Source organism: Tenacibaculum skagerrakense (assembly GCF_004345825.1).
GTDB classification, from domain to species: Bacteria; Bacteroidota; Bacteroidia; order Flavobacteriales; family Flavobacteriaceae; genus Polaribacter; species Polaribacter skagerrakensis.
The window spans coordinates 112,862-139,489 of the sequence record NZ_SLXM01000003.1; the positions used below are offsets into that span (position 1 = coordinate 112,862).

Annotated in this window: 30 protein-coding genes and 1 other RNA gene; 12 read left to right on the forward strand and 19 right to left on the reverse strand. The window is 30.0% G+C overall.

Annotated elements, in window-relative coordinates; all coding sequences use genetic code 11:
- The 4 genes from mazG to ruvX are packed head-to-tail and all read right to left on the reverse strand — an operon-like array spanning position 1 to position 2,270.
- Positions 1-783 carry a nucleoside triphosphate pyrophosphohydrolase gene (mazG, locus tag EV195_RS06585; protein WP_132794141.1) on the reverse strand — a complete coding sequence of 261 codons (783 nt, stop codon included), beginning with the start codon at positions 781-783 and terminating at the stop codon, positions 1-3.
- A gap of 3 nt (positions 784-786) precedes the next feature.
- Positions 787-1,209 carry a DUF5606 family protein gene (locus EV195_RS06590; protein ID WP_132794142.1) on the reverse strand — a complete coding sequence of 141 codons (423 nt, stop codon included), beginning with the start codon at positions 1,207-1,209 and terminating at the stop codon, positions 787-789.
- A gap of 8 nt (positions 1,210-1,217) precedes the next feature.
- Entirely contained in the window at positions 1,218-1,802 is a 585-nt protein-coding gene (gene def, locus EV195_RS06595) for a peptide deformylase (protein WP_132794143.1), read from the reverse strand.
- Positions 1,803-1,859: 57 nt separating this feature from the next.
- Positions 1,860-2,270 (reverse strand): Holliday junction resolvase RuvX, encoded by a 411-nt coding sequence (gene ruvX, locus EV195_RS06600; protein ID WP_132794144.1) that lies wholly within the window; start codon positions 2,268-2,270, stop codon positions 1,860-1,862.
- A 119-nt stretch (positions 2,271-2,389) separates the two neighbouring features.
- On the opposite strand from ruvX, the gene EV195_RS06605 reads away from it, so the two are divergent.
- The 4 genes from EV195_RS06605 to EV195_RS06620 all read left to right on the forward strand — a co-directional run bounded on the left by EV195_RS06605 (position 2,390) and on the right by EV195_RS06620 (position 6,517).
- Entirely contained in the window at positions 2,390-3,205 is an 816-nt protein-coding gene (locus tag EV195_RS06605) for a 2,3,4,5-tetrahydropyridine-2,6-dicarboxylate N-succinyltransferase (RefSeq protein ID WP_132794145.1), read from the forward strand.
- Between the two features lie 65 nt (positions 3,206-3,270).
- A complete protein-coding gene (locus EV195_RS06610; protein ID WP_132794146.1) occupies positions 3,271-4,308 on the forward strand; it encodes a glycosyltransferase family protein in 1,038 nt (345 codons plus the stop codon).
- A 3-nt stretch (positions 4,309-4,311) separates the two neighbouring features.
- On the forward strand, positions 4,312-5,436 hold the full coding sequence (locus EV195_RS06615; RefSeq protein WP_132794147.1) for a glycosyltransferase family 4 protein: 1,125 nt from the start codon (positions 4,312-4,314) through the stop codon (positions 5,434-5,436).
- Positions 5,423-6,517: a glycosyltransferase gene (locus tag EV195_RS06620; protein ID WP_132794148.1), complete on the forward strand. Its 1,095-nt coding sequence runs from the start codon at positions 5,423-5,425 to the stop codon at positions 6,515-6,517. Before EV195_RS06615 ends, EV195_RS06620 begins: the two co-directional genes overlap by 14 nt.
- Here EV195_RS06620 and EV195_RS06625 read toward each other — a convergent pair.
- Positions 6,514-7,278, reverse strand: a complete 765-nt coding sequence (locus EV195_RS06625; protein WP_132794149.1) for a glycosyltransferase family 2 protein — start codon at positions 7,276-7,278, stop codon at positions 6,514-6,516. The two genes, EV195_RS06620 and EV195_RS06625, sit on opposite strands and share 4 nt — an antisense overlap.
- A 170-nt stretch (positions 7,279-7,448) precedes the next feature.
- On the opposite strand from EV195_RS06625, the gene EV195_RS06630 reads away from it, so the two are divergent.
- Positions 7,449-7,997 carry an L-threonylcarbamoyladenylate synthase gene (locus EV195_RS06630; protein ID WP_132794150.1) on the forward strand — a complete coding sequence of 183 codons (549 nt, stop codon included), beginning with the start codon at positions 7,449-7,451 and terminating at the stop codon, positions 7,995-7,997.
- Between the two features lie 5 nt (positions 7,998-8,002).
- Complete coding sequence (locus EV195_RS06635) at positions 8,003-9,427, forward strand: CCA tRNA nucleotidyltransferase (RefSeq protein ID WP_132794151.1); 1,425 nt, start codon at positions 8,003-8,005, stop codon at positions 9,425-9,427.
- Between the two features lie 41 nt (positions 9,428-9,468).
- Here the strand turns inward: EV195_RS06635 and EV195_RS06640 are convergent, their stop codons facing one another.
- From EV195_RS06640 to EV195_RS06665, 6 genes are read right to left on the reverse strand one after another with little or no spacing between them, the layout of a single operon-like run.
- Positions 9,469-10,029 carry a hypothetical protein gene (locus EV195_RS06640; protein WP_132794152.1) on the reverse strand — a complete coding sequence of 187 codons (561 nt, stop codon included), beginning with the start codon at positions 10,027-10,029 and terminating at the stop codon, positions 9,469-9,471.
- Complete coding sequence (locus tag EV195_RS06645) at positions 10,022-11,029, reverse strand: glycosyltransferase family 4 protein (RefSeq protein ID WP_132794153.1); 1,008 nt, start codon at positions 11,027-11,029, stop codon at positions 10,022-10,024. Before EV195_RS06645 ends, EV195_RS06640 begins: the two co-directional genes overlap by 8 nt.
- Before the next feature lie 2 nt (positions 11,030-11,031).
- The gene (locus EV195_RS06650) at positions 11,032-12,864 is read right to left on the reverse strand and encodes an ABC transporter ATP-binding protein (protein ID WP_132794154.1); all 1,833 of its coding nucleotides are present in this window, start codon (positions 12,862-12,864) and stop codon (positions 11,032-11,034) included.
- Complete coding sequence (locus tag EV195_RS06655; RefSeq protein WP_132794155.1) at positions 12,864-14,573, reverse strand: phospho-sugar mutase; 1,710 nt, start codon at positions 14,571-14,573, stop codon at positions 12,864-12,866. Before EV195_RS06655 ends, EV195_RS06650 begins: the two co-directional genes overlap by 1 nt.
- A gap of 21 nt (positions 14,574-14,594) precedes the next feature.
- The gene (locus tag EV195_RS06660) at positions 14,595-15,551 is read right to left on the reverse strand and encodes a glycosyltransferase family 2 protein (RefSeq protein ID WP_132794156.1); all 957 of its coding nucleotides are present in this window, start codon (positions 15,549-15,551) and stop codon (positions 14,595-14,597) included.
- A 51-nt stretch (positions 15,552-15,602) separates the two neighbouring features.
- Complete coding sequence (locus EV195_RS06665; protein ID WP_132794157.1) at positions 15,603-16,124, reverse strand: DUF4199 domain-containing protein; 522 nt, start codon at positions 16,122-16,124, stop codon at positions 15,603-15,605.
- Positions 16,125-16,271: 147 nt separating this feature from the next.
- Here EV195_RS06665 and ffs point away from each other — a divergent pair.
- Positions 16,272-16,370: signal recognition particle sRNA small type (gene ffs / locus EV195_RS06670), an RNA gene on the forward strand.
- A gap of 15 nt (positions 16,371-16,385) precedes the next feature.
- Here the strand turns inward: ffs and xerA are convergent.
- Positions 16,386-17,288: a site-specific tyrosine recombinase/integron integrase gene (xerA, locus tag EV195_RS06675; protein WP_132794158.1), complete on the reverse strand. Its 903-nt coding sequence runs from the start codon at positions 17,286-17,288 to the stop codon at positions 16,386-16,388.
- Positions 17,289-17,370: 82 nt separating this feature from the next.
- Here xerA and EV195_RS06680 point away from each other — a divergent pair, with 82 nt between their 5' ends.
- The 4 genes from EV195_RS06680 to aroQ all read left to right on the forward strand — a co-directional run bounded on the left by EV195_RS06680 (position 17,371) and on the right by aroQ (position 19,574).
- Entirely contained in the window at positions 17,371-17,871 is a 501-nt protein-coding gene (locus EV195_RS06680; RefSeq protein ID WP_132794159.1) for a hypothetical protein, read from the forward strand.
- Positions 17,872-17,969: 98 nt separating this feature from the next.
- A complete protein-coding gene (locus EV195_RS06685; RefSeq protein WP_132794160.1) occupies positions 17,970-18,500 on the forward strand; it encodes a DUF3575 domain-containing protein in 531 nt (176 codons plus the stop codon).
- 127 nt (positions 18,501-18,627) lie between these two features.
- Positions 18,628-19,149, forward strand: a complete 522-nt coding sequence (locus EV195_RS06690) for a hypothetical protein (protein WP_132794161.1) — start codon at positions 18,628-18,630, stop codon at positions 19,147-19,149.
- 11 nt (positions 19,150-19,160) lie between these two features.
- Positions 19,161-19,574, forward strand: coding sequence for a type II 3-dehydroquinate dehydratase (gene aroQ / locus EV195_RS06695; RefSeq protein WP_132794162.1), 414 nt, complete (start codon positions 19,161-19,163; stop codon positions 19,572-19,574).
- Here the strand turns inward: aroQ and EV195_RS06700 are convergent.
- The 3 genes from EV195_RS06700 to EV195_RS06710 all read right to left on the reverse strand — a co-directional run bounded on the left by EV195_RS06700 (position 19,567) and on the right by EV195_RS06710 (position 22,859).
- Positions 19,567-20,742 (reverse strand): Lnb N-terminal periplasmic domain-containing protein, encoded by a 1,176-nt coding sequence (locus EV195_RS06700; protein ID WP_132794163.1) that lies wholly within the window; start codon positions 20,740-20,742, stop codon positions 19,567-19,569. The genes aroQ and EV195_RS06700 overlap by 8 nt on opposite strands.
- Before the next feature lie 3 nt (positions 20,743-20,745).
- Entirely contained in the window at positions 20,746-21,810 is a 1,065-nt protein-coding gene (locus tag EV195_RS06705) for a putative type IX sorting system protein PorV2 (protein WP_132794164.1), read from the reverse strand.
- 71 nt (positions 21,811-21,881) lie between these two features.
- A complete protein-coding gene (locus EV195_RS06710) occupies positions 21,882-22,859 on the reverse strand; it encodes a YheT family hydrolase (protein WP_132794165.1) in 978 nt (325 codons plus the stop codon).
- 73 nt (positions 22,860-22,932) lie between these two features.
- On the opposite strand from EV195_RS06710, the gene EV195_RS06715 reads away from it, so the two are divergent.
- Positions 22,933-23,700, forward strand: coding sequence for a CDP-alcohol phosphatidyltransferase family protein (locus tag EV195_RS06715; RefSeq protein ID WP_207899775.1), 768 nt, complete (start codon positions 22,933-22,935; stop codon positions 23,698-23,700).
- On the opposite strand, the gene lptB is transcribed toward EV195_RS06715, so the two are convergent.
- The 4 genes from lptB to EV195_RS06735 form a co-directional block, all read right to left on the reverse strand.
- The gene (lptB, locus tag EV195_RS06720; RefSeq protein WP_132794166.1) at positions 23,697-24,434 is read right to left on the reverse strand and encodes an LPS export ABC transporter ATP-binding protein; all 738 of its coding nucleotides are present in this window, start codon (positions 24,432-24,434) and stop codon (positions 23,697-23,699) included. The genes EV195_RS06715 and lptB overlap by 4 nt on opposite strands.
- A gap of 72 nt (positions 24,435-24,506) precedes the next feature.
- Complete coding sequence (locus tag EV195_RS06725; protein WP_132794167.1) at positions 24,507-24,854, reverse strand: carboxymuconolactone decarboxylase family protein; 348 nt, start codon at positions 24,852-24,854, stop codon at positions 24,507-24,509.
- Entirely contained in the window at positions 24,826-25,653 is an 828-nt protein-coding gene (tatC, locus tag EV195_RS06730) for a twin-arginine translocase subunit TatC (protein ID WP_132794168.1), read from the reverse strand. Before tatC ends, EV195_RS06725 begins: the two co-directional genes overlap by 29 nt.
- A 2-nt stretch (positions 25,654-25,655) precedes the next feature.
- Positions 25,656-26,627: a KpsF/GutQ family sugar-phosphate isomerase gene (locus EV195_RS06735; protein WP_132794169.1), complete on the reverse strand. Its 972-nt coding sequence runs from the start codon at positions 26,625-26,627 to the stop codon at positions 25,656-25,658.
- Between the last annotated feature and the right edge of the window lies 1 nt (position 26,628).

Sequence of the window (26,628 nt, forward strand, 5' to 3'; positions counted from 1 at the left end):
TTACTTAAAAAATGCTTTGGACTCATTCCAAAACACATCCATTTCAGCTAAACTCATATCCGATAACTCTTTTCCAATTTCTTTAGCTTTACTTTCCAGATATTGAAAACGACTGATAAATTTTTTATTAGTTCGCTCTAAGGCATTTTCTGGGTTTACTTTAATGAATCGTGCGTAGTTAATCATTGAAAAGAGTACATCTCCAAATTCTTTTTCTATGTTTTGTTGATTTCCTTTTTCAATTTCTTCATTCAGTTCATTTAATTCTTCCTGAACTTTCTCCCAAACTTGGTGTGGTTCTTCCCAATCAAAACCAACTCCAGCAACTTTATCTTGTATTCTATTTGCTTTTACCAATGCAGGTAAGCTTTTAGGAACACCTTCTAAAACAGATTTTTTCCCCTCTTTAAGCTTTAGTTTTTCCCAATTTCTTTTGACATCTTCTTCGTTTTCAACAGAAACATCGCCATAAATATGTGGATGTCGTTCAATAAGTTTGTCAGAAATTGCATTGGCAATATCAGCAATATCGAAAGCTTTTTTCTCGCTTCCTATTTTTGCATAAAAAACGATGTGCAAAAGCACATCGCCTAATTCTTTTTTTAATTCTTCTAAGTCGTTATCTAAAATAGCGTCTCCTAATTCGTAAACCTCTTCAATAGTCAAATGACGTAAGCTTTCTAGTGTTTGTTTTTTATCCCAAGGGCACTTTTCTCGTAAATCGTCCATGATATCTAAAAGACGATTGAAAGCTTCTAATTGTTGTTTACGAGTGTTTAACATATGCTATTCTTCTTCGTCAGTAGTAACTTCTTCCTGAATTAAAGTAGAGAAGTCAAAATTAGCTTTAGCTAAAATATTATACCACTGAATTACTTTCTTAATATTTGAAGTATATACTCTTTCATCATCATAATCAGGTAATACTTCAGCAAAGTATGCTGTTAACTTTGCTGCACTTTCTTTATGAGAAATAGCTTCTTTACCACCTTCTTTATCAGCAATATTTTTAAATACTTGTGCTAAAGGAATATCTTCAGCATAGGTAAAAATAGCAATGTTTTCTAATAAGCTTACATTATGAGTAGCCGTTATTGGCATACGCTTATCTTCTAATAATGATTTTACAATTACACCACTTTTTGTTTGTGATAAAATTTCAAATAAACCAGGTTTTCCTGCTACTGCTATAATTTTACTAAATTCCATGTATATAATTATCTTTTTAAGTTAGGAAAGCGCATTCTGTAATCTGCATTAATCTTTCCTTTTGAAATATTTTCTAATTTTTTCTTGATTAATCTTTTCTTAAGAGAAGAAAGTTTATCGGTAAATAAAACACCTTCAATATGGTCGTATTCATGTTGAAAAACTCTAGCAGCTAAACCAGATAAAACTTCGGTCTTCTTTTCAAAATTTTCGTCTTGATATTCAATGGTTATAGTAGGTTTTCTCCATACATCTTCACGTATATCAGGAATACTTAAACAACCTTCGTTAAAAACCCATTCTTCACCCTCTTCTTCAAGAATTTTTGCATTAATAAACACACGATTAAAACCTTCTAAAACTTTACGCTCATCATCACTTAAATCTTCATCACCAGCAAAAGGTGATGCATCAATAACAAATAAACGAATGTCTTTTCCGATTTGTGGAGCTGCTAAACCAACACCAGAAGCATTGTACATCGTCTCTTTCATGGTAGCAATCAGTTCTGTAAGGTTAGGGTAATCTTTATCGATTTCCTTTCCAACCTTTCTAAGAACAGGATCGCCATAAGCAACAATTGGTAAAACCATAAATAAATTATTTTTTTAAACGCATGCAAAAGTACAAATAACGTTTATTTCTTTAAATTATTTGTTGTACAAATATGATTGAAGAATTATGGTAGCACTAATTTCATCAACTAATGCTTTATTTCTTCGTTGTTTCTTTTTCAAACCACCGTCAATCATTGTTTGAAAAGCCATCTTAGAGGTAAAACGTTCATCTATACGCTGAACGGGTACAGTTGGGATCTCTTTAGTTAATTTTTCAAGAAAAGGTAGGATAAGTTGTTCGCTTTCACTGTCGGTATTATCCATTTGCTTTGGTTTTCCAACAATAAATAATTCTACGTTTTCTTTAGAGATATAATCTTTTAAAAATGAAATTAATTCTTCTGTAGGAACAGTTGTTAATCCAGAAGCTATAATCTGTAATTCATCTGTAACAGCAATTCCTGTTCGTTTTAATCCAAAATCTATAGCAAGTATTCGTGCCAAATTATTTTATTTTTTGCAAAAATACTCATTTTAAACAAGGAATCGTTTTCTGTTTAAAAAATGTATTTTCGCTATTCAAAAATAGATACTAATTTATATTTGCTTAAAATATTTTAATAATGACAGAGATTCGTTCAATCATAGAGAAAGCTTGGGATAACCGAGAAATGTTAAAAGAAGAAGAAACTATAGCTGCAATTAGAAATGTTGTTGACTTGTTAGATTTAGGAGAATTACGAGTAGCAGAGCCAACAGCTGACGGATGGCAAGTGAATGAATGGGTAAAGAAAGCCGTTGTTTTATACTTTCCAATTCAAAAAATGGAAACGTTGGAAGCAGGAATCTTTGAATATCACGATAAAATCCCTTTAAAAAGAAACTATCAAGAAAAAGGAATTAGAGTTGTACCAAATGCAGTAGCACGTCATGGAGCATATATTTCTGCTGGAACGATTTTAATGCCAAGTTATGTAAACATCGGTGCTTATGTTGATGAAGGAACAATGGTTGATACATGGGCAACAGTAGGTTCTTGTGCACAAATTGGAAAAAATGTTCACTTATCAGGAGGTGTTGGTATTGGTGGAGTTTTAGAGCCTTTACAAGCTGCTCCTGTAATTATTGAAGACAATGCTTTCATTGGATCACGTTGTATTGTAGTAGAAGGTGTTAAAGTAGAAAAGGAAGCAGTTTTAGGTGCAAACGTAGTGTTAACAGCTTCTACAAAAATTATTGATGTTACAGGTGATGAACCAGTTGAAATGAAAGGAATAGTTCCTGCTCGTTCTGTGGTGATTCCTGGAAGTTATACAAAGAAATTTGCTGCAGGAGAGTACAATGTACCATGTGCCTTAATTATTGGTAAACGTAAAGAAAGTACAAATAAGAAAACATCGTTAAACGATGCGTTAAGAGAATACGACGTAGCCGTTTAAAAGATTCATAGTTAAATATATTTCCAAAGAGACCGAATATAGTTTTATATTTGGTCTCTTTTTGTATGAAAATAGCTATTGTTGAAATATCAGAATCTCATGAAGAGTGTATTTATACGCAAGTTTCTTTCTTGAAAGATGCTGGATTTTCGGTTACGTTATTTGGTCATCTAGATATCATCAAACAAGCTAATTCATACATTCATTTGTTTGATACAATTCAGGAAGTTGATTTTAATACGCTTTCTTTCTTAAAATCATTCTCACTTCAAATGAAGTTAACAAAGCAACTGGCTAAATTTGATAGCGTAATTTTTAACACAGCTTCTTCTTCAAAAAAATTAAGGAATATTGCATTATTTCTTACGTTTTATAAAGTTGATGTAATTGGTGTTCTTCATGATGCAAAACGTTTGGAAAAGAGTTTTACGCAACGTTTGTTTTCAATAAAGATTAAAAAGTACTTTGTGCTAAATGATTTTATCAAAGAAAATTATAAAAATATAAGAGCTTCTAAGCTTGAAAGTTTTTATCCAATTTTTTTTCCAAAAACAGATAAAGAAGAAATAACAAAGGATGTAAATGACATTTGGATAACAATTCCTGGAAGATTGCATTACAGTCGCCGCAATTATAAATTCTTAATTGAGCAGTTACAAAAGCATCAAATTAATAAGAATATTAAATTTGTTATTCTTGGTAATATTAATTCTAAAGATGGATTACATTTTTTAGAAGAATTAAAGAAGTATGAATTAGTGCATTCTTTTATAATATTCAAAGAATTTATTTCGAATTCAACATATTACAGTTATTTGGAAAAGTCAGATTACATTTTACCTTTATTAAACTTGAATGATAAAAGTTATCTAAAAAGTAAAATTACAGGCACATTTAATATGGCTTTTGGGTTTAAAAAAAGCATGATTTGTAATCAAGAATTAGCAATTATTTCTGATATAAAGAAAAATGGAATTTTGTACGATGAGCATTCATTTATTTCTATTCTTAATGAACTTTCATTTGATGATAGTAATCGTTATGATGATGAAAAATGGACGTATAAATATCAGAAAACTAAATATATAAACTTTATTCAATAGTATATGCGAATAGGTTTTGATGGTAAAAGAGCATTTCATAATGCAACAGGATTGGGAAATTATAGTAGAGATTTGCTTAAAATTTTAGCTACTCATTTTTCTGATGACGAATACTACGTATATAATACAAAACCTAAAAAAATTGATAGACTCAGCAGTTTTAACAATATAATTGAAAAATTACCTGTTGTTGCTTTTTGGAAAAAGTTCTCTTCTATTTGGAGACAAGGTCCGATTTTAAGTCAATTAAAAAAAGATCAAATACAATTGTATCATGGATTATCAGGAGAAATTCCAAGAGGAATTAAAAAGTCTGGAATTCCTTCAGTTGTTACTATACACGATTTAATTTTTGTTCGCTATCCGGAATTATATTCTTTTTTTGATAGAAAAATTCACTTTAATAAGTTTAAATATGCTTCAGAAAAGGCAGATAAAGTAATTGCAATAAGTGAACAAACTAAGAATGATATCATAACGTTTTTAGGAATTGAAGCTTCTAAAATTGAAGTTATTTATCAAGGTTGTCATGCTGTTTTTAAGGAAGAAGTTTCAATTCAAGATAAGTCTGAAGTAAAAAAGAAATTTAATCTTCCAGAAAACTTTATTTTGAATGTAGGAACGATTGAGGAAAGAAAGAATTTACTAAGTATCGTAAAATCTATTAAAGAATTAAAAACCCACTTAGTTGTTATTGGACGAAAAACAACTTATTATCAAACAGTATTGAAATATATTGATGATAATCGGTTAAGTAATAGAGTTCATTTTTTAGAAGGTGTAGATTTAAAAGAGTTGGCAACTATTTATCAAATGGCCTATGTATTTGTGTATCCTAGCATTTTTGAAGGATTCGGAATTCCTATTATTGAAGCATTGTATTCTAAAACACCTGTAATTACATCAAAAGGGGGCGTTTTCCCTGAAGCAGGTGGACCAGATACATGCTATGTAGACCCAAGTAATACCGAAGAGTTTTCAAAGGCAATTGAGAATCTACTTAATAATAAACAAAAGCGTACTGAAATGGCTGACAGAGGTTTTACCTTTGTGCAAAAATTTAATGATGATGTTATAGCAAATAATATCATGCAACTTTATAGATCGATTTTAAATGAGCGAAACTAAAACCATCTGTTTTTTTAATTCCACAAAAACTTGGGGAGGAGGAGAGAAGTGGCATTTTGAAATGGCTGCTTTTTTACATTCTCAAGGTGTAAAGGTTTTGGTAATTGTCTCTCCGAACAGTGAATTAAGTAAAAAGCTAAAGGAAAAAGGAGTTCCTACGGAGGAAATTAAAGTTTCTAATTTTAGCTACGTTAATTTTTCTAAAGTCAATAAAGTTGTTCAATTTTATAAGAAGCATAACGTTACTACTGTTGTTATGAATTCTTCTGAAGATATGAAGATAGGAGGAATGGCTGCTAAAAAAGCAGGTTTACAACGTATTATTTATAGAAGAGGAAGCGCAATTCCGATTAAGAATTCATTTGTAAATCGTTATTTTTTCCAGAATGTTTTAACTGAAGTCTTAGCAAATTCAGAAGCTACCAAAAAAACTATCAATGCTAAGAATCCAGTATTATTTCCTGAAAATAACATTACAGTAATTCCTAATGGAATTGATGTCGATAAATTTGATAACCTACCTTTTGAGTGTTTATATAAAAAGGAAGGAAACGAATTAGTATTAGGGAATTTAGGCAGAATGGTTTTTCAGAAAAATCAAAAATTCTTAATAGAAGTAGCCGTAGAATTAAAAAAGAGAAATATTGATTTTAAAATCCTGATTGGAGGTAGTGGTAAATTAGAAAAAGAATTAAAAGATAGAGTTGTTCAAGAAAACTTAGATAAAGAAATTAAGTTTTTAGGTTTCATAGAGAATCCTAAAAGCTTTATGAATAGTATCGATGTCTTTTTACTACCATCAAGGTGGGAAGGTTTTGGATACGTTTTGGCTGAAGCTATGTTATGTGAAAAGCCTTGTGTTGCTTTTGAAATTAGTAGTAATTCTCAAATAGTTGAAAATGAAACTAATGGTTTTTTAGTTCCGTTTGAAAACGTGAATGCTTTTTGTAATAAAATTGAATGGTTTTCAGATCATAAAAACAAAATAGAAGAAATGGGAAAAAATGGTCGAAAGAAAATCGAAAATGAATTCAATAGTGCTTTAATTCAAAATAAAGTTAAAACGTTTTTAGAGTCTTAAGACTTAGCGTTTTTATTTCTTTCTCTAAGCTTCAAATATTTTAATACGCTATATTCAGCAATATATGTGCTCCAAACATAACCTTCATACCCATTTAAAATATTTCCACGGATAAAGTATTCTTTAATAAAAGCTAAAGGATATTTAAAAAGTAAAATTAACAGATTAACTCTTTTTCTCTTTTTAAAATACTCTTCAGAAACTAAGGTTGCATATCGGTTTTTCTTATAATTTATTTGTTCAACAGTACTGGCTGTGTAATGGTAAAACACATTCTTAAATCGTCCTTTTTTACCTTTATACTCCACTGTTTCGTGCACTTTTTTATCTGAAAAATTCGCATAGTTCTTATTAAATAATCGGAGAATTGGAGTGTTTTTTAAATAACCGTATTTGAATACTTTTCCTAAATATACATGCTTTCTATTCAATAGATAAGCTTTATAAGTAAGTTTTTGTTTAGAAAATTCAGTTTGAATTTCATTGATAAGTTCATTTGTCAATACTTCGTCAGCATCAACAGATAAAACCCAATCAAAACTACATTTTTCAACTAGAAACCGTTTTTGTTCTCCATAACCTTTAAATTCTTTAGAGTAAACTTTAGCTCCGAAGGAAGCACAAATTTCTTTTGTTTTATCAGTACTGTTAGAATCAATAACAACAATTTCATCACACCAAGTCAGTTTTTCAAGTGTACGCGCAATATTACTTTCTTCATTAAAAGTAATTAAAGCAGCACTGATTTGGTGTTTATGCATTTTTGGAATTTATATACACAAACATAAGGAATTTACTCATTTCAGTAGGTCTGACTTTGTGAATTGTAGAAATTAGTTTTCAAACTTGCAGTTTTTAGTTTTAAATAGAAAATTCCATTGGATATGCGTAAATTTGCTCCGCAATTTTTTTGAATTAAATTTAAAGAAAAATGATTGAAGAAACACTTGAACATTTAGTAAACGGAAATACTATTTTATACCCTACTGATACGGTATGGGGATTAGGTTGTGACGCGACTAATAGCGAAGCTGTTAAGGAAATTTATAAAATTAAAAACCGTGAAGAAAGCAAGAGTTTAATTGTTTTAGTAAGTTCTTTAGAGATGCTTAAAAAGTATGTTACGGTTCCAGAAAAAGCGGTTCAAATTTTAGAGAACACCACAAAACCGACAACAATTATTTATAGTAATCCGAATGGAATAGCTTCAAATATCGTTAATAAAGAGGATAATACGTTAGCAATTCGTATTGTTCAAAATGATTTTTGTAAAGAGTTAATTGATAAGTTCGGAAAACCAATTGTTTCGACTTCAGCAAACGTTAGTGGAAACCCAACACCAAAGTCATTTTCTGAAATAGAAAGAGCAATTTTGGATAGCGTAGATTATATAGTAAATTTGCAGCAAGATAAAGTTTCTGAAAAGTCATCGACTATTTTAAAAATTGAAGGAGAAGAAATTATAGTGATTCGAGAATAGAATTTATGCCAGAGAAGTATTACAAAGAAGCAATTTCGAATAAAATATTTGAATACATTACACAAGCCACAGAAGAATTACAATTAGAGAGTTATGTAATTGGTGGTTTTGTGCGTGATTTTATATTACAAAGAGGTAACGCAAAGGATATTGATGTTGTTACCGTTGGTAGTGGTATTGAGTTAGCTCAAAAAGTAGCAAGTTTATTGCCAAATACACCTAAAGTACAGGTTTTTAAAACCTACGGAACAGCAATGTTGCGTTACCAAGATATTGAAGTTGAATTTGTAGGGGCACGAAAAGAGTCTTACAACGAAGACAGCAGAAACCCAGAAGTTTCAGAAGGAACTTTACAAGATGATCAAAATCGTCGAGACTTTACAATCAATGCCCTAGCATTAAGTCTGAATAAAGAATCATTTGGAAAATTACTAGATCCGTTTGATGGGATTTCTGATTTGGAAAATAAAATTATCAGAACTCCATTAGATCCAGATATTACCTATTCTGATGATCCTTTACGCATGATGCGTGCTGTTCGATTTGCTTCACAATTAAATTTTACGATAGAGAAAAGTTCATTAGAGGCGATTACCAATAACGTAGAGCGTATTGATATTATTACTAGAGAGCGTATTGTAGATGAACTCAATAAAATTATTGCTTCACCAGTGCCTTCTGTTGGTTTTTTATTGCTTGAAAAAACGGGGTTATTAAAACGACTTATTCCAGAATTAATAGCTTTAAAAGGAGTGGAGGAAGTAGAAGGACAGAAGCATAAAGATAACTTTTATCATACATTAGAAGTAGTAGATAATATTTCTCAGAACACAGAAGATGTTTGGCTACGTTGGGCTGCTTTATTACATGATATAGGAAAAGCACCCACAAAGAAGTTTAGTAAAAAAGTAGGATGGACATTCCATTCTCACGAGTTTGTTGGTTCTAAAATGGTTTATAAGCTTTTTAAGCGATTAAAAATGCCTTTGAATAATAAGATGAAATTCGTTCAGAAAATGGTATTGTTAAGCTCTAGACCAATTGTTTTGGCTTCTGAAGTAACAGACTCTGCTGTTCGAAGATTAATTTTTGATACTGGTGATGATATTGATAGTTTAATGACACTTTGTGAAGCTGATATCACTACAAAGAATCCAAAAAAGTTTAAGCGTTATCATAAAAACTTTGAAATTGTTCGAGAAAAAATCAAAGAAGTAGAAGAGCGCGATCGTGTTCGTAATTTCCAACCACCAATAACAGGAGAGGAAATTATGAAGACTTTTAACTTAAAACCTTGTCGTGAAATCGGACAAATAAAAGAGGCAATAAAAGAAGCAATTTTAGAAGGGGAAATACCAAACGAATATGAAGCTTCCTATAACTTTATGCTTAAAAAAGCTGAGAGTTTAGGCTTACAAGTAAGTTTATAAAGTTAAAAATTAGAGTTTTCATTAAATTGAAAATTTTATTTTTAGTTTAAGACCACTATAGGGTTTTTGGGAATGTTGAATAAACCGAGATGCAACTTTACATCAATATGAGTTTGGTTTTGAATCCTTTCATATTTAGATTTTTCTAATGGAACTTTATAAAAATCATTTGCTAGCAATATTATTTCTTCTTCCTCATGATCGTAATACCCTATTTTAATAGTACGTTGAATAGTCTTTTCAGAAGTGTAGAAATTATTCAATACTAAAGCAGTATTACAAATTATTTCATTTATGCTAAAAAAAATGGAGAAGGTAAATAGAATATTGTAAAATGAAAGAGAATATAATTTGCTTTTTTCAATTTTTCTTGATTCATATTTTCTTCGAACAAGAAATAGTGTAATTAAAAAGAAAATAACTCCTATCAAGATATTAGTGTTTCCTAAATTTTGTTTTATTAGTTTTACATCTTCTGTTAAATATCCTTTGGTGTAGTCGTAGTTTGCAATAGAAAAGAAAACAATAATAATTAATAAAGAATAAATACTGGCTTTATGTTTTATAACTAGTTTCTTTATGTTAAAAAGCCTTTTATGCATTTATAAACAATTCATCAATCTTTTTAGAACAGTTTTCCCACGAATAAGCTAAAGCAGTTTCTCTAATGTTTGTTGCTAGTTCGTCAGCCTTTTTAATTAAAGGAATTACATCCTCATAAGTAGCGTCTAATTCAAATAAGAAACCATTTTTACCGTGTTCTATAACATCAGGACAAAAACCAGTTTTTGACGCTACAGGAACACAATTAGAAAGCATAGCTTCTAAAACAGGAACTGGTCCGCCTTCTAATAAAGAAGGAGAAACAAAGGTGTCAATCTTCGCATATAAATCAGGAAATTCTGAATAATCTCGATTGTTGTGATAGGTAAAGTTATCTAATTGCTCTAATTCATGAAATTTATCGAAATTCTCCCAGTTTTTTCCGAAAATATGAAAATCCTTCTCCGGCATATTTTTTATAATTTGATAAACTAATTCCGGATTTTTACGTTCTCCAAAATTTGAACAAAAACCAACATCGCCTGCATTTCGCTCATGTGAATAGAAAAATTCAGGATCTGATGCAATGTGTATAACTTCTAGTTTCTCAGGTTTAATTCCAATTCCGATTAAATCTTGCTTTACTTGAGAGTTTAGACAAATTACTTTATCTGCTAAATTTAAACACCAGGCAATATGCGTTTTGGAGTACGAAGTTGTGTAATGTGCATGTGTAAACATGACTATATTTTTCTTCCTCAAAATTTGAGGATTATGACGCATGGCTCTACAGAAGTAATGAGGATAGATAAAATAATATCCGTCTGCATCTGGTAAATTTCTGAGTTTAGCATGAAAGTAGGGAGAAGCATTTAAATCTGAGTGCTGTGAAAGTCTGCGAACTTTTGTTCCGAAAATCCAATTTTTATCAGCTTCTCTAGCCACATACACTAATTTATCAATTGTTGTTTTCTTTTCAATCTTAATAAATTTAGATTTTAAAATGGCTAATAAATATTTCCATTTATATATAATATTGAATATTAAATATTCTTTCATGATTAAGAATCAATATTTTGCATCGTAACTAGTTTGAAGTATTCTCCCTTTTTAGTTAAGAGCTCATCATGTTTTCCTTGTTCTACAATTTCTCCTTTATGTAACACAACGATATTATCAGCATTTTGAATAGTAGATAAACGGTGAGCAATTACCATAGAAGTTCTGTTTTGCATCATGTTTTCTAAAGCAGATTGTACCAGTTTTTCAGATTCAGTATCTAGGGCAGAAGTAGCTTCATCTAAAATCATAATTGGAGGATTCTTTAAGACAGCTCTCGCAATAGATAGACGCTGTTTTTGTCCGCCTGATAATTTATTCCCGCTATCTCCTATATTCGTTTCAAATTGCTTGGGTTGATCTTTAATAAACTCATATGCATTGGCAATTTTAGCAGCTTTTAAAACTTCTTCATCAGTTGCATTTTGATCACCAATTTTTATATTTTCTTTGATAGAATCATTAAATAAGATTGAATCTTGAGTTACAATTCCCATTAAGTTTAATAATGATTTCTTACTGAGAGTTTTAATGTTTACACCATCAATTAAAATTTCACCTTTGGTAACATCATAAAAGCGAGTAATAAGGTTGGCAAGTGTAGATTTTCCACTTCCAGATTGACCAACTAAAGCAACGGATTTTCCTTTCGGTATTTTTAAAGAAAAATCTTCTAAAACATAATCATCTTGATATTTAAACCAAACATTTTTAAACTCAATATCATGATCAAAAGTTAACTTACTCTTTGCATTAGGAGCATCCTTTAACTCATCATCTGTTTCTAAAATTTGAAGAATTCTATCAGCTGCGGCATTTCCTTTTTTTATAGTAAAGCTTGCTTTAGAGATAGACTTTGCAGGTGTAATGATATTGTATGCCAATCCTAAAAAACCTAATAATGTTTCTCCTCCAATAGTTTTATCTATCAAAACAATTCTTCCTCCATACCAAATCAAAATACAAAAAACAGTAACGCCCAATATTTCACTTACTGGCCCTGCTAATTGAGTCTTAATCATTAATTTATTCATTAATTTTTCAAAACGACTGGTAGAATATTGAAACTTTTTGTTAAATATTTTTTCAGCTGTAAACCCTTTAATAACTTTTAAACCTTGTAAGGTTTCATCGAGTATAGACAAGAAAATACCTTGTTCGTACTGAACTTTATCTGAAGTCTTTTTTAAATTTTTACCAATAACATTGATAATAAAACCAGCGACCGGTATAAATATAAATATGAAAATAGTTAGTTTAACACTAAAAACAAGCATCATAGAAATTGATATGATGATCATTAAAGGATCTCTAAATATTAACTCTAATATTGAAAGAAAAGAATAGTGTACTTCAATTACATCATTTCCAATACGTGCCATAATATCACCTTTTCTTTTCTCAGAAAAATAAGAAATAGGTAAAGAGACTGTTTTTTGATATAAATCATTACGCAAATCTTTTAAAACACCATTTTTTAAAAAAGTGATGTAATAGAAAGCTAAATAACTGAATATATTTTTTAGAATAAATGTTATGACAATTAAAGATATAACCAAAATAAGAGCGCTAGACGCATCCTCTTGAACTATTTGGTTTGTGTAATAACTTAAACTTTGATTAACATAGCTATTTATATCAGTAAAACCTTGATATATAGGTTTTGCAATTTTTTCAGTTTTCTTTTCATCTCCGAAAAGCACCTTTAATAGTGGCATAATAACTATAAAAGAAAGTGCAGAAAATAATGCATAAAGAATGTTAAAAAAGATGTTTAAAAAAGCGAATCTCTTGTAGGGATTCGCGTATTTTAAAATTTTCTTGAAGTATTCCATTAAACTTCTAATTGTGTTTGTATTCTTGAAATTCGTTCATCTAAAAGCTTTTCAACTTTATCTGTGTTTTCAATGCTATCTAAATCATCTTGAACACTAATGTAGAACTTAATTTTAGGTTCAGTTCCACTTGGTCTACAAGCTACTTTTGTTCCTTTTTCTGTTTCGTACACTAATACATTTGATTTTGGAATATCAATTGTAGATTCCTCTCCAGTAATTATGTTTTTACGAACAGAAGTTTTATAATCGTTTACAAAAGTTACTTTTTCACCATCTATTTCAGCAAGCGGGTTGTTTCTTAAATCAATCATCATTTGCTTAATTTCAGCAGCTCCGTCCATTCCTTTTTTTACTAATGAAACTAAATGCTCTTTGTAAAAACGATTATTCACATAAATATTAAGTAATTCTTTATAAAAAGAACTTCCATTACTTTTAGCATCCGCAGCAATTTCACAAGCAAGTAGGGTAGAAGTAACCGCATCTTTATCTCTAACAAAATCACCTACCATAAAACCAAAGCTTTCTTCACCACCACCAATAAAATCTAATTCAGGATGATCTTTAATCATTTTGGCAATCCATTTAAAACCAGTTAATCCGACTTTAGTTTCAACATCATAACTGGCAGCAATATCATTTACTAAATTAGTGGATACAATAGTTGAACCTACAAACTGTTTACCGTTTAATTTACCCTGTTTTTTCCATTGTTTAATTAAGAAATCAGTCATAACACTCATGGTTTGATTTCCGTTTAACAATTTAATATCGCCATTTAAATCTCTTACAGCAATACCTAATCTATCGCTATCAGGATCTGTTCCGATAACAATATCAGCATTCATTTTTTCTGCATATTCCATTGCCATAGCTAGCGCAGCAGGCTCTTCTGGATTAGGTGAGTCAACGGTAGGGAAATCACCATTTGGTTCCGCTTGTTCTTCAACAACATGAACATTGGTGTATCCAGCTCTTTTCAATACTTCTGGAATCAATTTAATTGAAGTTCCGTGCAAAGAAGTAAATACAATTTTTAAATCTTCTCTACCTTGAACATTAAAAGTTCCATTTGCAATTGAAGCATTCCAAAAAGCCTCATCTAATTCGCTACCGATGTATGAGATTAATTTTTCATTTTTGGTGAACTTAATATCTTTATAATCAAGTGAATTAACTTCTGAAATAATAGCTTGATCTTGTGGAGGAACAATTTGTCCACCATCAGTCCAATACACTTTATAACCATTATATTCAGGTGGATTGTGAGAAGCTGTTAATACAATACCTGCATGGCAATTAAGATGATTAACTGTGAATGACAACTCTGGAGTTGGTCTTAAATCTTCAAATACAAAAGATTTTATATTGTTTGCAGATAAAATTTCAGCAACTAATGTGGCGAACTTTTTACTGTTATGTCTACAATCATAAGCGATAGCTACTTTTATATCTTGATTAGGATAACTTACGTGTAAATAATTACTTAATCCTTGTGTAGCTTTTCCAAGCGTATATTTATTAATTCTGTTAGTACCAGCACCCATAATACCTCGCATACCTCCGGTACCAAATTCAGCATCTTTATAAAAACGATCCGCTAAATCATTTGAATCTGATGTTATTAAATGATTAATTTCATCTTGTGTTTCTTTATCGAAAGTAGGAGACAACCAAAGTTTTGCTTTATTAAGAATATCTTCCATTGTAAATTGTATTGGTAGTGGTTATAAATTTTGTTTTTCTTTGATTTTATAATGTTTTTGCTGGGAATTACTTTTAATAATTAATTCACCTAAAAACCCTGCTAAAAAAAGTAAAGTACCCAGAATCATTGATGTTAAAGCAATATAAAACCAAGGATTTTGAGTAACTAAAATAGATGGAATATTGTTAAATACTCTATAAAGTTTAACAATTCCTACATAAAAAGCCATGGTTGTACCAGAAATAAACATTAAAGTACCCCATAAGCCAAAAAAGTGCATAGGTCTTTTTCCAAATTTAGATAAAAATGAGATAGTAATTAAATCTAAAAATCCATTTACAAATCGATCTATACCAAATTTAGTAACTCCATATTTTCTAGCTTGGTGTTGTACTATTTTTTCGCCAATTTTTGTAAAGCCTTCATTTTTAGCTAAAACAGGAATATAACGATGCATTTCACCACTTACTTTTACTGCTTTAACTACTTCATTTTTATAAGCTTTTAATCCACAATTAAAGTCATTTAATTGTAATCCTGAGGTTTTTCTAGCAGCCCAATTGAATAATTTAGATGGAATGTTTTTAGTGATTACGTTATCGTATCGTTTCTTTTTCCATCCTGAGATTAAATCGTAATCTTCTTTTATAATTAAATTGTATAATTCAGGGATTTCTTCTGGATTGTCTTGTAAATCAGCATCCATTGTTATCACTACATTTCCTGAAGCTACATGAAAACCAGCATCTAAAGCTTGTGACTTACCGTAATTTCTTTGAAATCGTATTGCTTTAACTTCGTTATGTTTTTTAGATAGTTCTTGTATAATATCCCAAGATTTATCTGTGCTTCCATCATCAATAAAAACGACTTCATATAAAAACTGATTGGATTGCATAACTTTTGCAATCCAATCATATAATTCTTGTAAAGATTCTTCTTCGTTTAAAAGTGGTATTACTACCGATATATCCATAATTATTTTTACTGCTAATTATTGAGCAGTAAAGTTACAATATTATTGCTTTTAAAAAGTATCTTCATTCTTTTTTTGCATAATAGCGCCGGTAATTGCAGAAATTACAAATCCTAGGAAAAGATTAATTATTAACATCCCTCCAAATAAAGATAAATGGAAATAATCTCTAGTACGTTGTTCTGCTTGCTCAACCTGCTCATCTGTAAAGCCAAATTGCTCAATCCATACAGTTTTTTGAGTTTCAATGGTATTATTCAAAAAATCAGGTTCAATAACATTCATAAATAACAGATAGTAAACCACAGTAATTGCAACTCCTATCATAGTAACTCCTAATCCAACTTTCAATGATTGACCAAAAGAAATAAAACCATTATTTACATTTTTAAATTGCTTTATACCTAGGATTATAGCTACAATCATTAATATTAATCCAGCTAGACCGCTATACCATTCTTGTTGATATTGATAGCCTGAAGCATATTTTATTAAGGCAATAAATATTGATCCCCCTCCGAAAATAAGTCCATAATTAAGAATTATACTCTTACTGTTTGTTTGATTTTCCATTCGTTGTTGATTTGATTAGTTAAATTATTAAAAAATATGTGTAAACATCTTGTTAGTATTCAATGTTTTAAAAATGTTACAAAAATTTTCAGGAAATTTCATGTAAATTTATTGTTAATGATTAAAAAAATGATTGTAAATTTGCAGAGGCAAGTCCTACACAACCAGCTCCCTTTGAATCCCCCAGGGCGGGAACGCAGCAAGGGTATTAGGTCGTAGCGGTGTGATGTAGATAGCTTGCCTTTTTTTATTTCATCTATTTTATATTTCTCTTCTAGGATGAAATTTTTCAACAACATTTTGTAAATAAGAATTATCTAAATGCACATAAATTTCTGTGGTTGTAATACTTTCATGACCTAGAAGTTGCTGAATAGCTCTTAAATCAACCCCTTCCTTTAATAAGTAGGTAGCAAATGAATGTCTTAGTGTATGTGGACTTACATTTTTTTGAATGTTTACCTTTGCGCATAAATCCTTTAATATAATAAAGATCATTTGTCTGGTTAATTTTTTTCCTCTTCTATTTAAGAAAACAATATCTGAGTCTTCTTTACTCGGTGTAATATGACTTCTTATATGTGAAATGTAGGAAGAAATAAGTTTTTGTGTATAAGGGTGAACAGGAACAAAGCGAACTTTATCTCCTTTTCCAGTAACTTTTATAAAGCCTTCTTCAAAAAATAAATCAGAAATCTTTAAATTAATTAATTCGCTTACACGTAATCCACAACCATAAATAGTTTCTAAGATGGTTTTGTTTCTTTCGCCCTGAGGGTGACTTAAATCTATTGATTTTATAATTTCAGTAATTTCATCATTAGACAATACATCGGGAAGTTTTCTACCTATTTTTGGCGATTGTATTAAATCTAAAGGATTGTCTTCTCTATAACCTTCAAAAACTAAATAATCAAAGAAGCTTCTTAAACCAGATATAATTCTAGCTTGTGTTCTTGGACTAATAACTTTTGATACCTCATAAATAAACTGTTGAATCTGTGTTTTATTAATTTTGTTTGGAGTACTATCTTCAGAATAAGTTTCTATATAATTAACTAATTTAAGTAAGTCTCTAACGTAACTATCAATTGAATTTTCAGATAATGCTCTTTCAATTTTTAGATAGTTCTTGTAATCAGTAATCTTAGCTTTCCATCCCATGTAAAATCGTTAAAAAAACTTTGTTATTTGAAAAATAAAGTTACATTTGCTGAGCAAACTTATAATTATAAAATTAAAAATTATGAAAAAATTTCTTTTAACAATTGCTATGGTAGCTTTTGGATTTGCTGCTAATGCACAAGATGATTCAGGACAAACTTCAAAAGGTAAATTTGTAATTGAAGCAAATACTGGTTCTTTAAGTACAGGTAGTACTGCTTTTTCATTTTCATCTACTGATGGAGTAACTAGTTTTTCTCTTGGTTTAGATGGTGGATACTTTTTTATGGATGATTTAGCTGTTAAGGCAGGTTTAGGTTATGTTGATTTAAATGGTACTAGCCTTTTCAACTATAAAATTGGAGCTGAGTATTACATTGATGGTCAGTTTCCAGTAGGAGTTGATTTTACAGGATCTTCATCTGATGGTGCTAGTGTAAACTGGATTGGATTACAAGCTGGTTATGCTTACTTCTTAGCTGAAAATGTAAGCGTTAAGCCAACAGTAAGATACAACGTTGCTATAGAAGATGGTGTGCCAGGAACATTCCAAGGTTTAATTGGATTTGCTTTATATTTCTAAGCAGATATCTAAATATATTAAAAGAACAGTATTATAAACTGTTCTTTTTTTTTTTTACTTAAAAAAGTAATATTTAAATTAGAATAAAATTAAAAATTATGAAAAAATTTCTTTTAACAATAGCTGTTGTAGCTATAGGATTTGCTGCTAACGCTCAAAAAAATGTAATTAAAGCAAATCCATTAGGGTTAGCATTTGGAGTTGCAGATTTATCTTATGAAAGAGCTGTATCTGATAAAAGTTCTTTTGAAATCGGATTATCTTATGCTGGAGCAGATGTAACTTCTGGTTCAGAAAAAATTAGCGCTAGTGCTATTGGTGCTGAAGGTAAATTTAAATTCTATTTTTCTTCTGATAAAGATGCTCCAAGAGGTTGGTATGCTGCTCCATTTGTAAGTTATGCTTCTGCTTCTGCTGAAAACAATGGAGGAGATGATGTAGGTTTCTCTGCATTTTCAGGTGGTGCTTTAGCTGGATACCAATGGGTATTTGGAGGTGGAGATTCAGGTTTTGCTTTAGACTTAAACTTTGGAGCTCAGTATGTATCTGCATCTGCTAAAGGAGGCTCTTCTGTTAGTATTGATGGATTTTTACCAAGATTAGGTGTTTCTTTAGGATATGCTTGGTAGTAAATAAAAATTTTAATAGAGTTATCTAAAAGTTGATAACTGTATTAAATTTATAATTAACCTTTGAATATATATTCAAAGGTTTTTTGTTTTATATAATTTATATTAGCATTTTAAAATAGATATTATGAGAAAAGTATTTGCAATTTGTTTTTTCACATTAGTAGTTAATAATGTATTATTAGCTCAAGAAAATGAGTTTAATATTGGCGTTAATGGAGGAGTAACAATTGGTAATATTGAAGGAGTATCCAAAGCGGCTTTTGGGTTGGATGCTAACTATTTATTTAACGTATTTGAGGGAGTTAAATTAGGTCCATCTGTTAATTTTATCTATTTCGCTACTCAAGAAGCCAATGGAATTAAACCCGATGCTTTTATTTATATGCCTGTCGGTGGTTCTATTAAATTTCATAGTGATGGAGATGATTTTTATGTGGCTTTAGATGCTGGTTATGCTATAGGAATTTCACCAGAAGGAGATAATGGAGGTATTTTTATGAAACCAATGGTAGGATATAATATAAATCAAAATTTTAATGTAAATCTTTTTTATTCTGGAATTAAAAAAAGAGCTCCAACCTATGGTTATATAGGTGTGGGTATAGTGTTTAATGTTTTTGGTGGAAGTAGTTATTACAGTTTATAAGATTTTAAGCTATGAAGCTAATTATAATTAACGGGCCAAATCTTAATTTATTAGGTAAAAGAGAACCAGAAATTTATGGTTCTACAACATTTGAAGAATACTTTGGTGAATTAAAACAAAAGTTTTCTACCATACAACTTGACTATTTTCAATCTAATATTGAAGGTGAAATCATAAATAAGTTACATGAGGTTGGGTTTAGTTATGATGGTATTATTTTAAATGCCGCCGCGTATACGCATACTTCGGTGGGTATTGGAGATGCTGTTAAAGGAATTTCTACTCCCGTTGTGGAAGTGCATATATCTAATGTACATTCAAGAGAAGATTTTAGACACGTGAGTTATATTGCGGGTAATGCAAAAGGCGTAATCAGCGGGTTTGGATTAAATAGCTATGTGCTAGCTATTCAAAGTTTTATTTAATTTTAGTTGATATTTTATAGAGAAATAAATATCTACAAAATAATAGGAAAAGTACCGGAATAATAGGACAGGTAAACTTTTGAATTCCTACTATGTGAGTAATCGGAATTATTATCAAGAAAAGTAAGATTATTAACAGGTATTTTGCTAACCATTTCGGGAGCTCTTTCTTTAATAAATAAAAGGAAACAAATAGGTTAGGAGCAAACCCCCATAATAAATTAAAATTATTTGGAGCTGTAGAGTGGTTTGTGAAAAACCACAGGAAAACAATCAACATTCCAATTAATCCTGTAGAGAAAAACAATAAAAAATCAAGAGCTTTAGTTCGTTTTTTACGTTTAAAATCTTGATAAGTAATAAAAAGCACTGCTAGTAATAAAACTGTAAAAACTAAAAAAGGGCTAGGAAAGTCTGGAATAGCTTTTTTAGTTTTAAAATCTAGTAAAACAGTTGTTTTTTTTACTAAATTCTCTTCCCCTTTTGATGTGTTAATCTTTGAAATATCGTAAGCTTCCATAAGGTACTCTGGTAAGTACAAATATTCATCAGCAGATGCAATTTTATCTAGCTTGCTTCCAAGTGCAATATTAATTCCAAAACTACCCCAAGAATTTGGATGAATTTTTTCATTCATCAAAGTTCGAATCGATTTAGGAGATGTTACGAATTCTTCATTTAAAATTAATTTTTCTTTTAAGATGTTTTTTACAATATCTCTAGGTCTTGTCGCACAATTGTCAAAAAAAGGATCGTAAAAATAGCTAGCATTTTCTGGTAAAGCATTTTTTTGTAAGAAATAAAAGAAACTAGTTCTTTCTTGTTGCGTTAGATTTAATACTTGTTGTTTTACCCATCTTTTATCTTCTTGAGCTGATTGTAATGCGTAATGAAAAGGATATCTTGCTAATTTATATTTCATAAAACCTCTTACGAAGTTTGTATAGAAGTTAGGATCGTTAAAATCAAAGATTCCATAATTATAAAGTAAATCGATATTTAAAACAGGATCTTTAACTCGTATAGCTGTATGACCAAATTTTTCGTATAAATTATCACCTGGACCAGAAGTTATGATGCTTATTTCTGAAAAAGCAGAAAGTTGTACGTTTTGAGAAAAACTAAATTGAGTAATAAATACCAGTAGTATAAAGACTTTTTTCAACATAAATTAACGGTAAAAGCTATAATCTAATTTGATAGAAAAGATATTTGAAAACAATGCATTTCCAACACTACCAATATTGGTTAAAGCATAATCAATTTGAATTCCTCTATATTTAAATCCTAATCCAAAATTTGGTTGTACAGATAAAGATTCACTATTGTCAAATTCTTTTATATTTTGAAAATTACCAGCACCGACTCTCAAGTAAACTAGGTTATCATAATCTAGTTGAAAACCAAAAGCAGGATCAATACTTACAATAGAGGTTGATATAATATCATTGGTTTCTGCAAATCGCATATTTAAATCTACTTCAGTAAGTAAATGGAAATCTCTCCCAATTGAAAAATTCCTTGCCATTCCAATTTGTAATTTTGGTTTAGTTATTTCAGTAGTTTCAGGCAACTCTTGATTCTGTCCTGGTATTGCATTTCTAATTTTTTCAAATTCTTCTTCATTAATAGCCCAAGTATTAAAGGTAGTTGTAATATCCCTAGCCATAATACCAAACATCCAATTGTTTCTTTGAAATTGAATTCCTACATCAAAACCAAAACCCCAAGAAGTTGCGAAATCACCAATAATCCTTCTAATAATTTTAGCATTACCACCAATACTAAAGCCATCTAGAGGCATTTTACGTGCATAACTAACAGTAATAGCATAATCTGCTGCGGAGAATAAATTAATACGATTAAAATCAATATTTCCTTGACTATCGATTAATTCTGTGGTATTTAAAATATCATCAACTCCAAATCTTATTAAGGAAAGTCCCACAGAGCTTTCTTTATTGATAGGCATTGCAAAACCTGCAAAATTATAAGTGGCAATTCCAGAGAAATAAGAAGCATGCATTAAAGAACCTTGATAATCTTCTAAACCAACTAATCCAGCAGGATTCCAATAGGTTGAATTTACATCATTAGAAGTAGCAACTACAGCTTTACTCATTCCCAAAGCAGCTGCATCTACACCAATATTTAAAAATTCATTGGAATAATTTCTAAACTGACTAAAGGAAAGGGTAGTTGTTAGTAATAAAAAATATAGTAATTTGATTTTCAAGATCTCAATTTATAAAAAAGCAAATATCTTAATTCCTTGTGAAATAACTGATAATTTAACTACTTATTGTATTATGAATAGGTATTTAATTGATTCTGGATAAAGCTTACAATTTGATTTTCAATCCAAAATACTTCATCATTAAAAGTAGAAACAAATCCAACATGTCCACCATATTTAGGTGTCATTAAATAAAAGTTTTCTGAGCTTTCAGCAATTTCATACGGATAACAATCTATAGATAAGAAAGAATCGTCTTTAGCATTAATCAACAATGTTTTGTGATTAATGCTAGATAAATAAGGTTTACTACTTGCTTTAGCCCAATAATCCTCTGGTCCGTCAAAACCAAAAACAGGAGCAGTATATATTTCTTCAAAATCTCTAAAAGTTGAGGCTTTTGCAATTAATTTTTTATCAGGATTATAATCAGGGAATTTTTGAGACTTCAAAATAACTTTAGATTTTAAAGTTCTAAGGAATTCCTTCATGTAAATCTTATTCTTTAACTTACTTAATTCAGCTTGTGCGCTTGTTAAATCGATAGGAACAGAAACTGCAATTCCTCCTTTTATGTTTGATGGTACTGTTTGGTTATATTCACCTAAATATTTGAGAATTAAATTTCCACCTAAACTAAAACCGCATAAAACAATATCAGTATAATTATAATTATCAATCAAGTAATTAACAATAAAATTTACATCGTCTGTTTTACCTGCATGATATGTTTTTAAAATATTATTATCTTCACCACTACAACTTCTTAAATTCATAGCGATTACATCATAACCTTGGTCTCTTAAATAGTTTGCAGTAGAACATATGTAACTAGATTCAGAACTACCTTCAAGTCCATGGATTAATAAGACAGCAGAGAATGAATCAGAAGTTAAAAAGTCTAAATCAATAAAATCATTATCCCAAGTCGTTATTCTTTTTCTTTGGTATGTAGGTTTTTCTTTATTTGTAAAAAACTTATAAAGTGTGTTAACGTGCGGATTTCTAAAAGGAAACTTAGTGGTTAGTTGACTTTTGAGTATTGGCATTTTAAATCTTATTGGTTGAATTAATTGTTTAAAAAAATCTATTTCATATTTTAGTCGAAAATCTATAAAAAACATGAATATTAAAAAGCACATTCCAAATATAATCACTTTAGGTAATTTACTATGTGGTACCATAGCAGCAATTTACGCAGTAAGAGGTGATTTTTATACCACAGCAATTTTAGTTGGAATTGGAATAGCCTTTGATTTCTTTGACGGTTTTGTTGCTAGATTGTTACAAGTTCAAGGAGAATTTGGTAAACAATTAGATAGTTTAGCAGATATGGTTACCAGTGGAGTAGTACCTGGAATTGTTATGGTTCAGTATATGGTAAATAGCTCTCTTTATGGTGAATTAGGAATTTCTTCTTGGGATGCTGCTCTTGATATGGGGTTAAATATTGACAATTGGTTTTCGTATGAATCTGTAGGGTTGTTATTGACTCTTTTTGCAGGATATCGACTGGCAAAGTTTAATATAGACGAAAGACAATCGGATAGCTTTATTGGTTTACCAACACCAGCTATGAATTTATTTGTGCTGTCATTACCATTAATATCAGAATACACTACAAACCCAACTATTCAAAATATTATTCACAATAAGTATGTTTTAATTGTTGTGACTATCTTATTGAGTTTATTAATGGTTTCTGAAGTGAAATTGTTTTCTTTAAAGTTTAAGAATTATTCATTTAAAGATAATAGTGTGAAATATACATTTTTACTTTTATCAATAGTACTTCTAGCTACATTAAAGTTTGTAGCAATACCTTTGATAATTACATTGTATGTAGTAATGTCTGTACTGAAAAATATGAAAAAAGAAGTCAGTAATTAATTGAATTTCTTTTTCTTTAATTCGAAGTCTTTTCCTAAATAAACTTTACGAACCGTTTCGTCTGCAGCCAACTCTTCTGGAGTTCCTTCTTTAAGAATGCTACCGTTATACATTAAGTATGTTCTGTCTGTAATAGCTAGAGTTTCTTGTACGTTGTGATCAGTAATAAGAATACCAATGTTTTTGTTTTTTAAGTGTGCTACAATGCTTTGAATATCTTCAACAGCAATTGGATCAACACCTGCAAAAGGTTCATCTAATAAGATAAATTTAGGATCAGAAGCTAAACATCGTGCAATTTCTGTTCTTCTACGTTCTCCTCCAGAAAGTAAATCTCCACGGTTTTTTCGAACATGCCCTAAACTAAACTCTTCAATTAATTCTTCTAGTCGTTGTTTTCTTTCTTCCTTTGTACGATTTGTAAATTCTAAAACCGATAAAATATTATCTTCAACAGAGAGTTTTCTAAAAACAGAAGCTTCTTGCGCTAAATATCCAATTCCTTTTTGAGCTCTTCTATACATCGCATCTTCAGTAATTTCATCATTTTCTAAATAGATTTTACCAAAATTTGGTTTTACCATACCAACAATCATGTAAAAAGAAGTAGTTTTACCAGCACCGTTTGGTCCTAAAAGTCCAATAATTTCACCTTGTTCTACTTCAAGAGAAATTCCTTTTACTACTTTACGGCTACCATATATTTTTTGGATATTGTCGGCTCTTAATTTCATGATTGTTGGATGTATGCTTTATTTTTTTGCTAAAAGTGCTTAAAATTTACGAATCAGCTTCTTAAAAAGATATTAAACTTCTTCTTCTAATGCTTCCCAAAATTCAACAGCTCTTCTTAAATGAGGAATTACAATAGTTCCACCTACTAGAGTAGCAATAGACATTGTTTCCATCATTTCTTCTTTGGTAACGCCATTTTTATAGGCTGTTTCTAGATGATACGCAATACAATCATCACAGCGTAATACAGCTGAAGCTACTAAACCTAATAGTTCTTTGGTTTTTACAGATAAATGACCTTCAGCATAAGCATTTGTATCTAAGTTAAAAATTCGCTTAATAACTTTATTATCTGAAGCTAATATTTTTTCGTTCATTTTAGAACGATAATCATTGAACTCTTGGACTTTTTTCGACATTTTTTTGTTGTTCTTTTTTAATGACAAATTTGGATATATAAATACTTATTTCATATAATATCATAATAGGGACCGCTACAATAATTTGGCTAGCAATGTCTGGAGGTGTAATTATTGCTGCTAAAACCAAAACTACTACCAAAGCATGTTTTCTATACTTCCTTAAGAAATCAGGTGTTATTAAGCCTATTTTAGATAAAAAGAAAATTACTATAGGCAATTCAAAAAAAACAGCAACTCCTATTAAAGTATTAGTAACTAAACCTATGTAGGCATCTAACTTAAAGTTGTTAACCACGGCATCACCAATAGAAAAATTATAAAAGAAATATACCGACATTGGTATTATTACGTAGTAACTGAATAAAATTCCTAGGAAAAATAAAAAAGAAGTCCAAAATATAAAACCTCTTGATTTTTTTCGTTCACTTTCTAACAAACCAGGTGAAATAAATCGCCATACTTCCCATAAAACGTAAGGAAAAGCTACTATAAACCCTAAAATTAAAGATGACCATATTGCAGTCATTAATTGCTGTGTTGGATTTAAAGCTTGTAATGTTTGTTTGAATTGAATATTACAAAAACTACTATCAATTCCCATTCCAGAAAAAACTTTACAAAAGAATTTGTAAGTAGCAAAGTCAGGTTTTAAATGTGCTAATAATACTTGATCAAAAACTGTTTTTATGTATACAAACATGAAAATTGCAACGATAAAAATCGCAGAAAAACTTCGTATTACATGCCACCTTAACTCTTCAAGATGTTCTAAGAAAGACATTTCCTTTTCTGCCATATCTAAAAAATTCCTTCTTTTATTAAATCATGTAAATGAACTACACCAACATAGTTATCTGTATCATCAGTAACTAATATTTGGGTGATATTACTTGCTTCTAATCTTTCTAAAGCGTCGATAGCCATAGCGTCTACATGAATAGTTTTTGGATTAGAACTCATAATATCAGCAGCAGTTAAACTTTCAATAGCTATAGTTTTGCTTAGCATTCTCCTGATATCTCCATCAGTTATAATACCCAATATTTTATTATTATCATCAGTTACAGCTGTAACACCCAATCTTTTTTCAGAAATTTCAACAATAACCTCCGTAATTTTATCTGTAGCTAACACTTTTGGTAACTGATTGTTTTTAATCAAGTCAGAAACCCTTAAGTATAAACGTTTTCCTAATGCTCCTCCTGGATGGTATTTCGCAAAATCGTTATTAGTAAATCCGCGTAAATCCAATAAACAAACCGCTAAAGCATCACCTAAAACCAATTGTGCTGTCGTACTATTTGTTGGTGCTAAATTGTTTGGGTCAGCTTCTCTTTCTACGTAAGAATTTAAAACAAAATCTGCATTTTTTCCTAAGAAAGATTCTGGATTACCTGTAATGGCTATAATTTTATTTTTAGAATTTCTAATAAGTGGGACAAGTACTTTAATTTCAGGTGTATTTCCACTTTTAGAAATGCAAATAACTACATCATTTTCTTGGATGTTACCTAAATCACCATGAATTGCATCCGCTGCATGCATAAAAACAGCAGGAGTTCCAGTAGAATTTAAGGTAGCAACAATTTTAGTTGCAATATTTGCGCTTTTACCTATTCCGGTTACAATAACTCTTCCGTTAGAATTTAATATGAAGTTAACTGCTTCAGCAAACGAATTGTCCAAAAAATTAGTTAAATTAGCTATACTATTACTTTGAAGAATAATGGTTTCTTTTGCTCTGGCTATTATTAAGTCTGAATTTTTCAAG

Excerpts from the sequence above, each read along its gene's own strand:
- mazG (WP_132794141.1), bottom strand. The coding sequence starts at position 783 with ATGTTAAACACTCGTAAACAACAATTAGAAGCTTTCAATCGTCTTTTA.
- EV195_RS06590 (WP_132794142.1), bottom strand. The coding sequence starts at position 1,209 with ATGGAATTTAGTAAAATTATAGCAGTAGCAGGAAAACCTGGTTTATTT.
- def (WP_132794143.1), bottom strand. The coding sequence starts at position 1,802 with ATGGTTTTACCAATTGTTGCTTATGGCGATCCTGTTCTTAGAAAGGTT.
- EV195_RS06605 (WP_132794145.1), top strand. The coding sequence starts at position 2,390 with ATGACAGAGATTCGTTCAATCATAGAGAAAGCTTGGGATAACCGAGAA.
- EV195_RS06610 (WP_132794146.1), top strand. The coding sequence starts at position 3,271 with ATGAAAATAGCTATTGTTGAAATATCAGAATCTCATGAAGAGTGTATT.
- EV195_RS06615 (WP_132794147.1), top strand. The coding sequence starts at position 4,312 with ATGCGAATAGGTTTTGATGGTAAAAGAGCATTTCATAATGCAACAGGA.
- EV195_RS06620 (WP_132794148.1), top strand. The coding sequence starts at position 5,423 with ATGAGCGAAACTAAAACCATCTGTTTTTTTAATTCCACAAAAACTTGG.
- EV195_RS06625 (WP_132794149.1), bottom strand. The coding sequence starts at position 7,278 with ATGCATAAACACCAAATCAGTGCTGCTTTAATTACTTTTAATGAAGAA.
- EV195_RS06630 (WP_132794150.1), top strand. The coding sequence starts at position 7,449 with ATGATTGAAGAAACACTTGAACATTTAGTAAACGGAAATACTATTTTA.
- EV195_RS06635 (WP_132794151.1), top strand. The coding sequence starts at position 8,003 with ATGCCAGAGAAGTATTACAAAGAAGCAATTTCGAATAAAATATTTGAA.
- EV195_RS06640 (WP_132794152.1), bottom strand. The coding sequence starts at position 10,029 with ATGCATAAAAGGCTTTTTAACATAAAGAAACTAGTTATAAAACATAAA.
- EV195_RS06645 (WP_132794153.1), bottom strand. The coding sequence starts at position 11,029 with ATGAAAGAATATTTAATATTCAATATTATATATAAATGGAAATATTTA.
- EV195_RS06650 (WP_132794154.1), bottom strand. The coding sequence starts at position 12,864 with ATGGAATACTTCAAGAAAATTTTAAAATACGCGAATCCCTACAAGAGA.
- EV195_RS06655 (WP_132794155.1), bottom strand. The coding sequence starts at position 14,573 with ATGGAAGATATTCTTAATAAAGCAAAACTTTGGTTGTCTCCTACTTTC.
- EV195_RS06660 (WP_132794156.1), bottom strand. The coding sequence starts at position 15,551 with ATGGATATATCGGTAGTAATACCACTTTTAAACGAAGAAGAATCTTTA.
- EV195_RS06665 (WP_132794157.1), bottom strand. The coding sequence starts at position 16,124 with ATGGAAAATCAAACAAACAGTAAGAGTATAATTCTTAATTATGGACTT.
- xerA (WP_132794158.1), bottom strand. The coding sequence starts at position 17,288 with ATGGGATGGAAAGCTAAGATTACTGATTACAAGAACTATCTAAAAATT.
- EV195_RS06680 (WP_132794159.1), top strand. The coding sequence starts at position 17,371 with ATGAAAAAATTTCTTTTAACAATTGCTATGGTAGCTTTTGGATTTGCT.
- EV195_RS06685 (WP_132794160.1), top strand. The coding sequence starts at position 17,970 with ATGAAAAAATTTCTTTTAACAATAGCTGTTGTAGCTATAGGATTTGCT.
- EV195_RS06690 (WP_132794161.1), top strand. The coding sequence starts at position 18,628 with ATGAGAAAAGTATTTGCAATTTGTTTTTTCACATTAGTAGTTAATAAT.
- aroQ (WP_132794162.1), top strand. The coding sequence starts at position 19,161 with ATGAAGCTAATTATAATTAACGGGCCAAATCTTAATTTATTAGGTAAA.
- EV195_RS06700 (WP_132794163.1), bottom strand. The coding sequence starts at position 20,742 with ATGTTGAAAAAAGTCTTTATACTACTGGTATTTATTACTCAATTTAGT.
- EV195_RS06710 (WP_132794165.1), bottom strand. The coding sequence starts at position 22,859 with ATGCCAATACTCAAAAGTCAACTAACCACTAAGTTTCCTTTTAGAAAT.
- EV195_RS06715 (WP_207899775.1), top strand. The coding sequence starts at position 22,933 with ATGAATATTAAAAAGCACATTCCAAATATAATCACTTTAGGTAATTTA.
- lptB (WP_132794166.1), bottom strand. The coding sequence starts at position 24,434 with ATGAAATTAAGAGCCGACAATATCCAAAAAATATATGGTAGCCGTAAA.
- EV195_RS06725 (WP_132794167.1), bottom strand. The coding sequence starts at position 24,854 with ATGTCGAAAAAAGTCCAAGAGTTCAATGATTATCGTTCTAAAATGAAC.
- tatC (WP_132794168.1), bottom strand. The coding sequence starts at position 25,653 with ATGGCAGAAAAGGAAATGTCTTTCTTAGAACATCTTGAAGAGTTAAGG.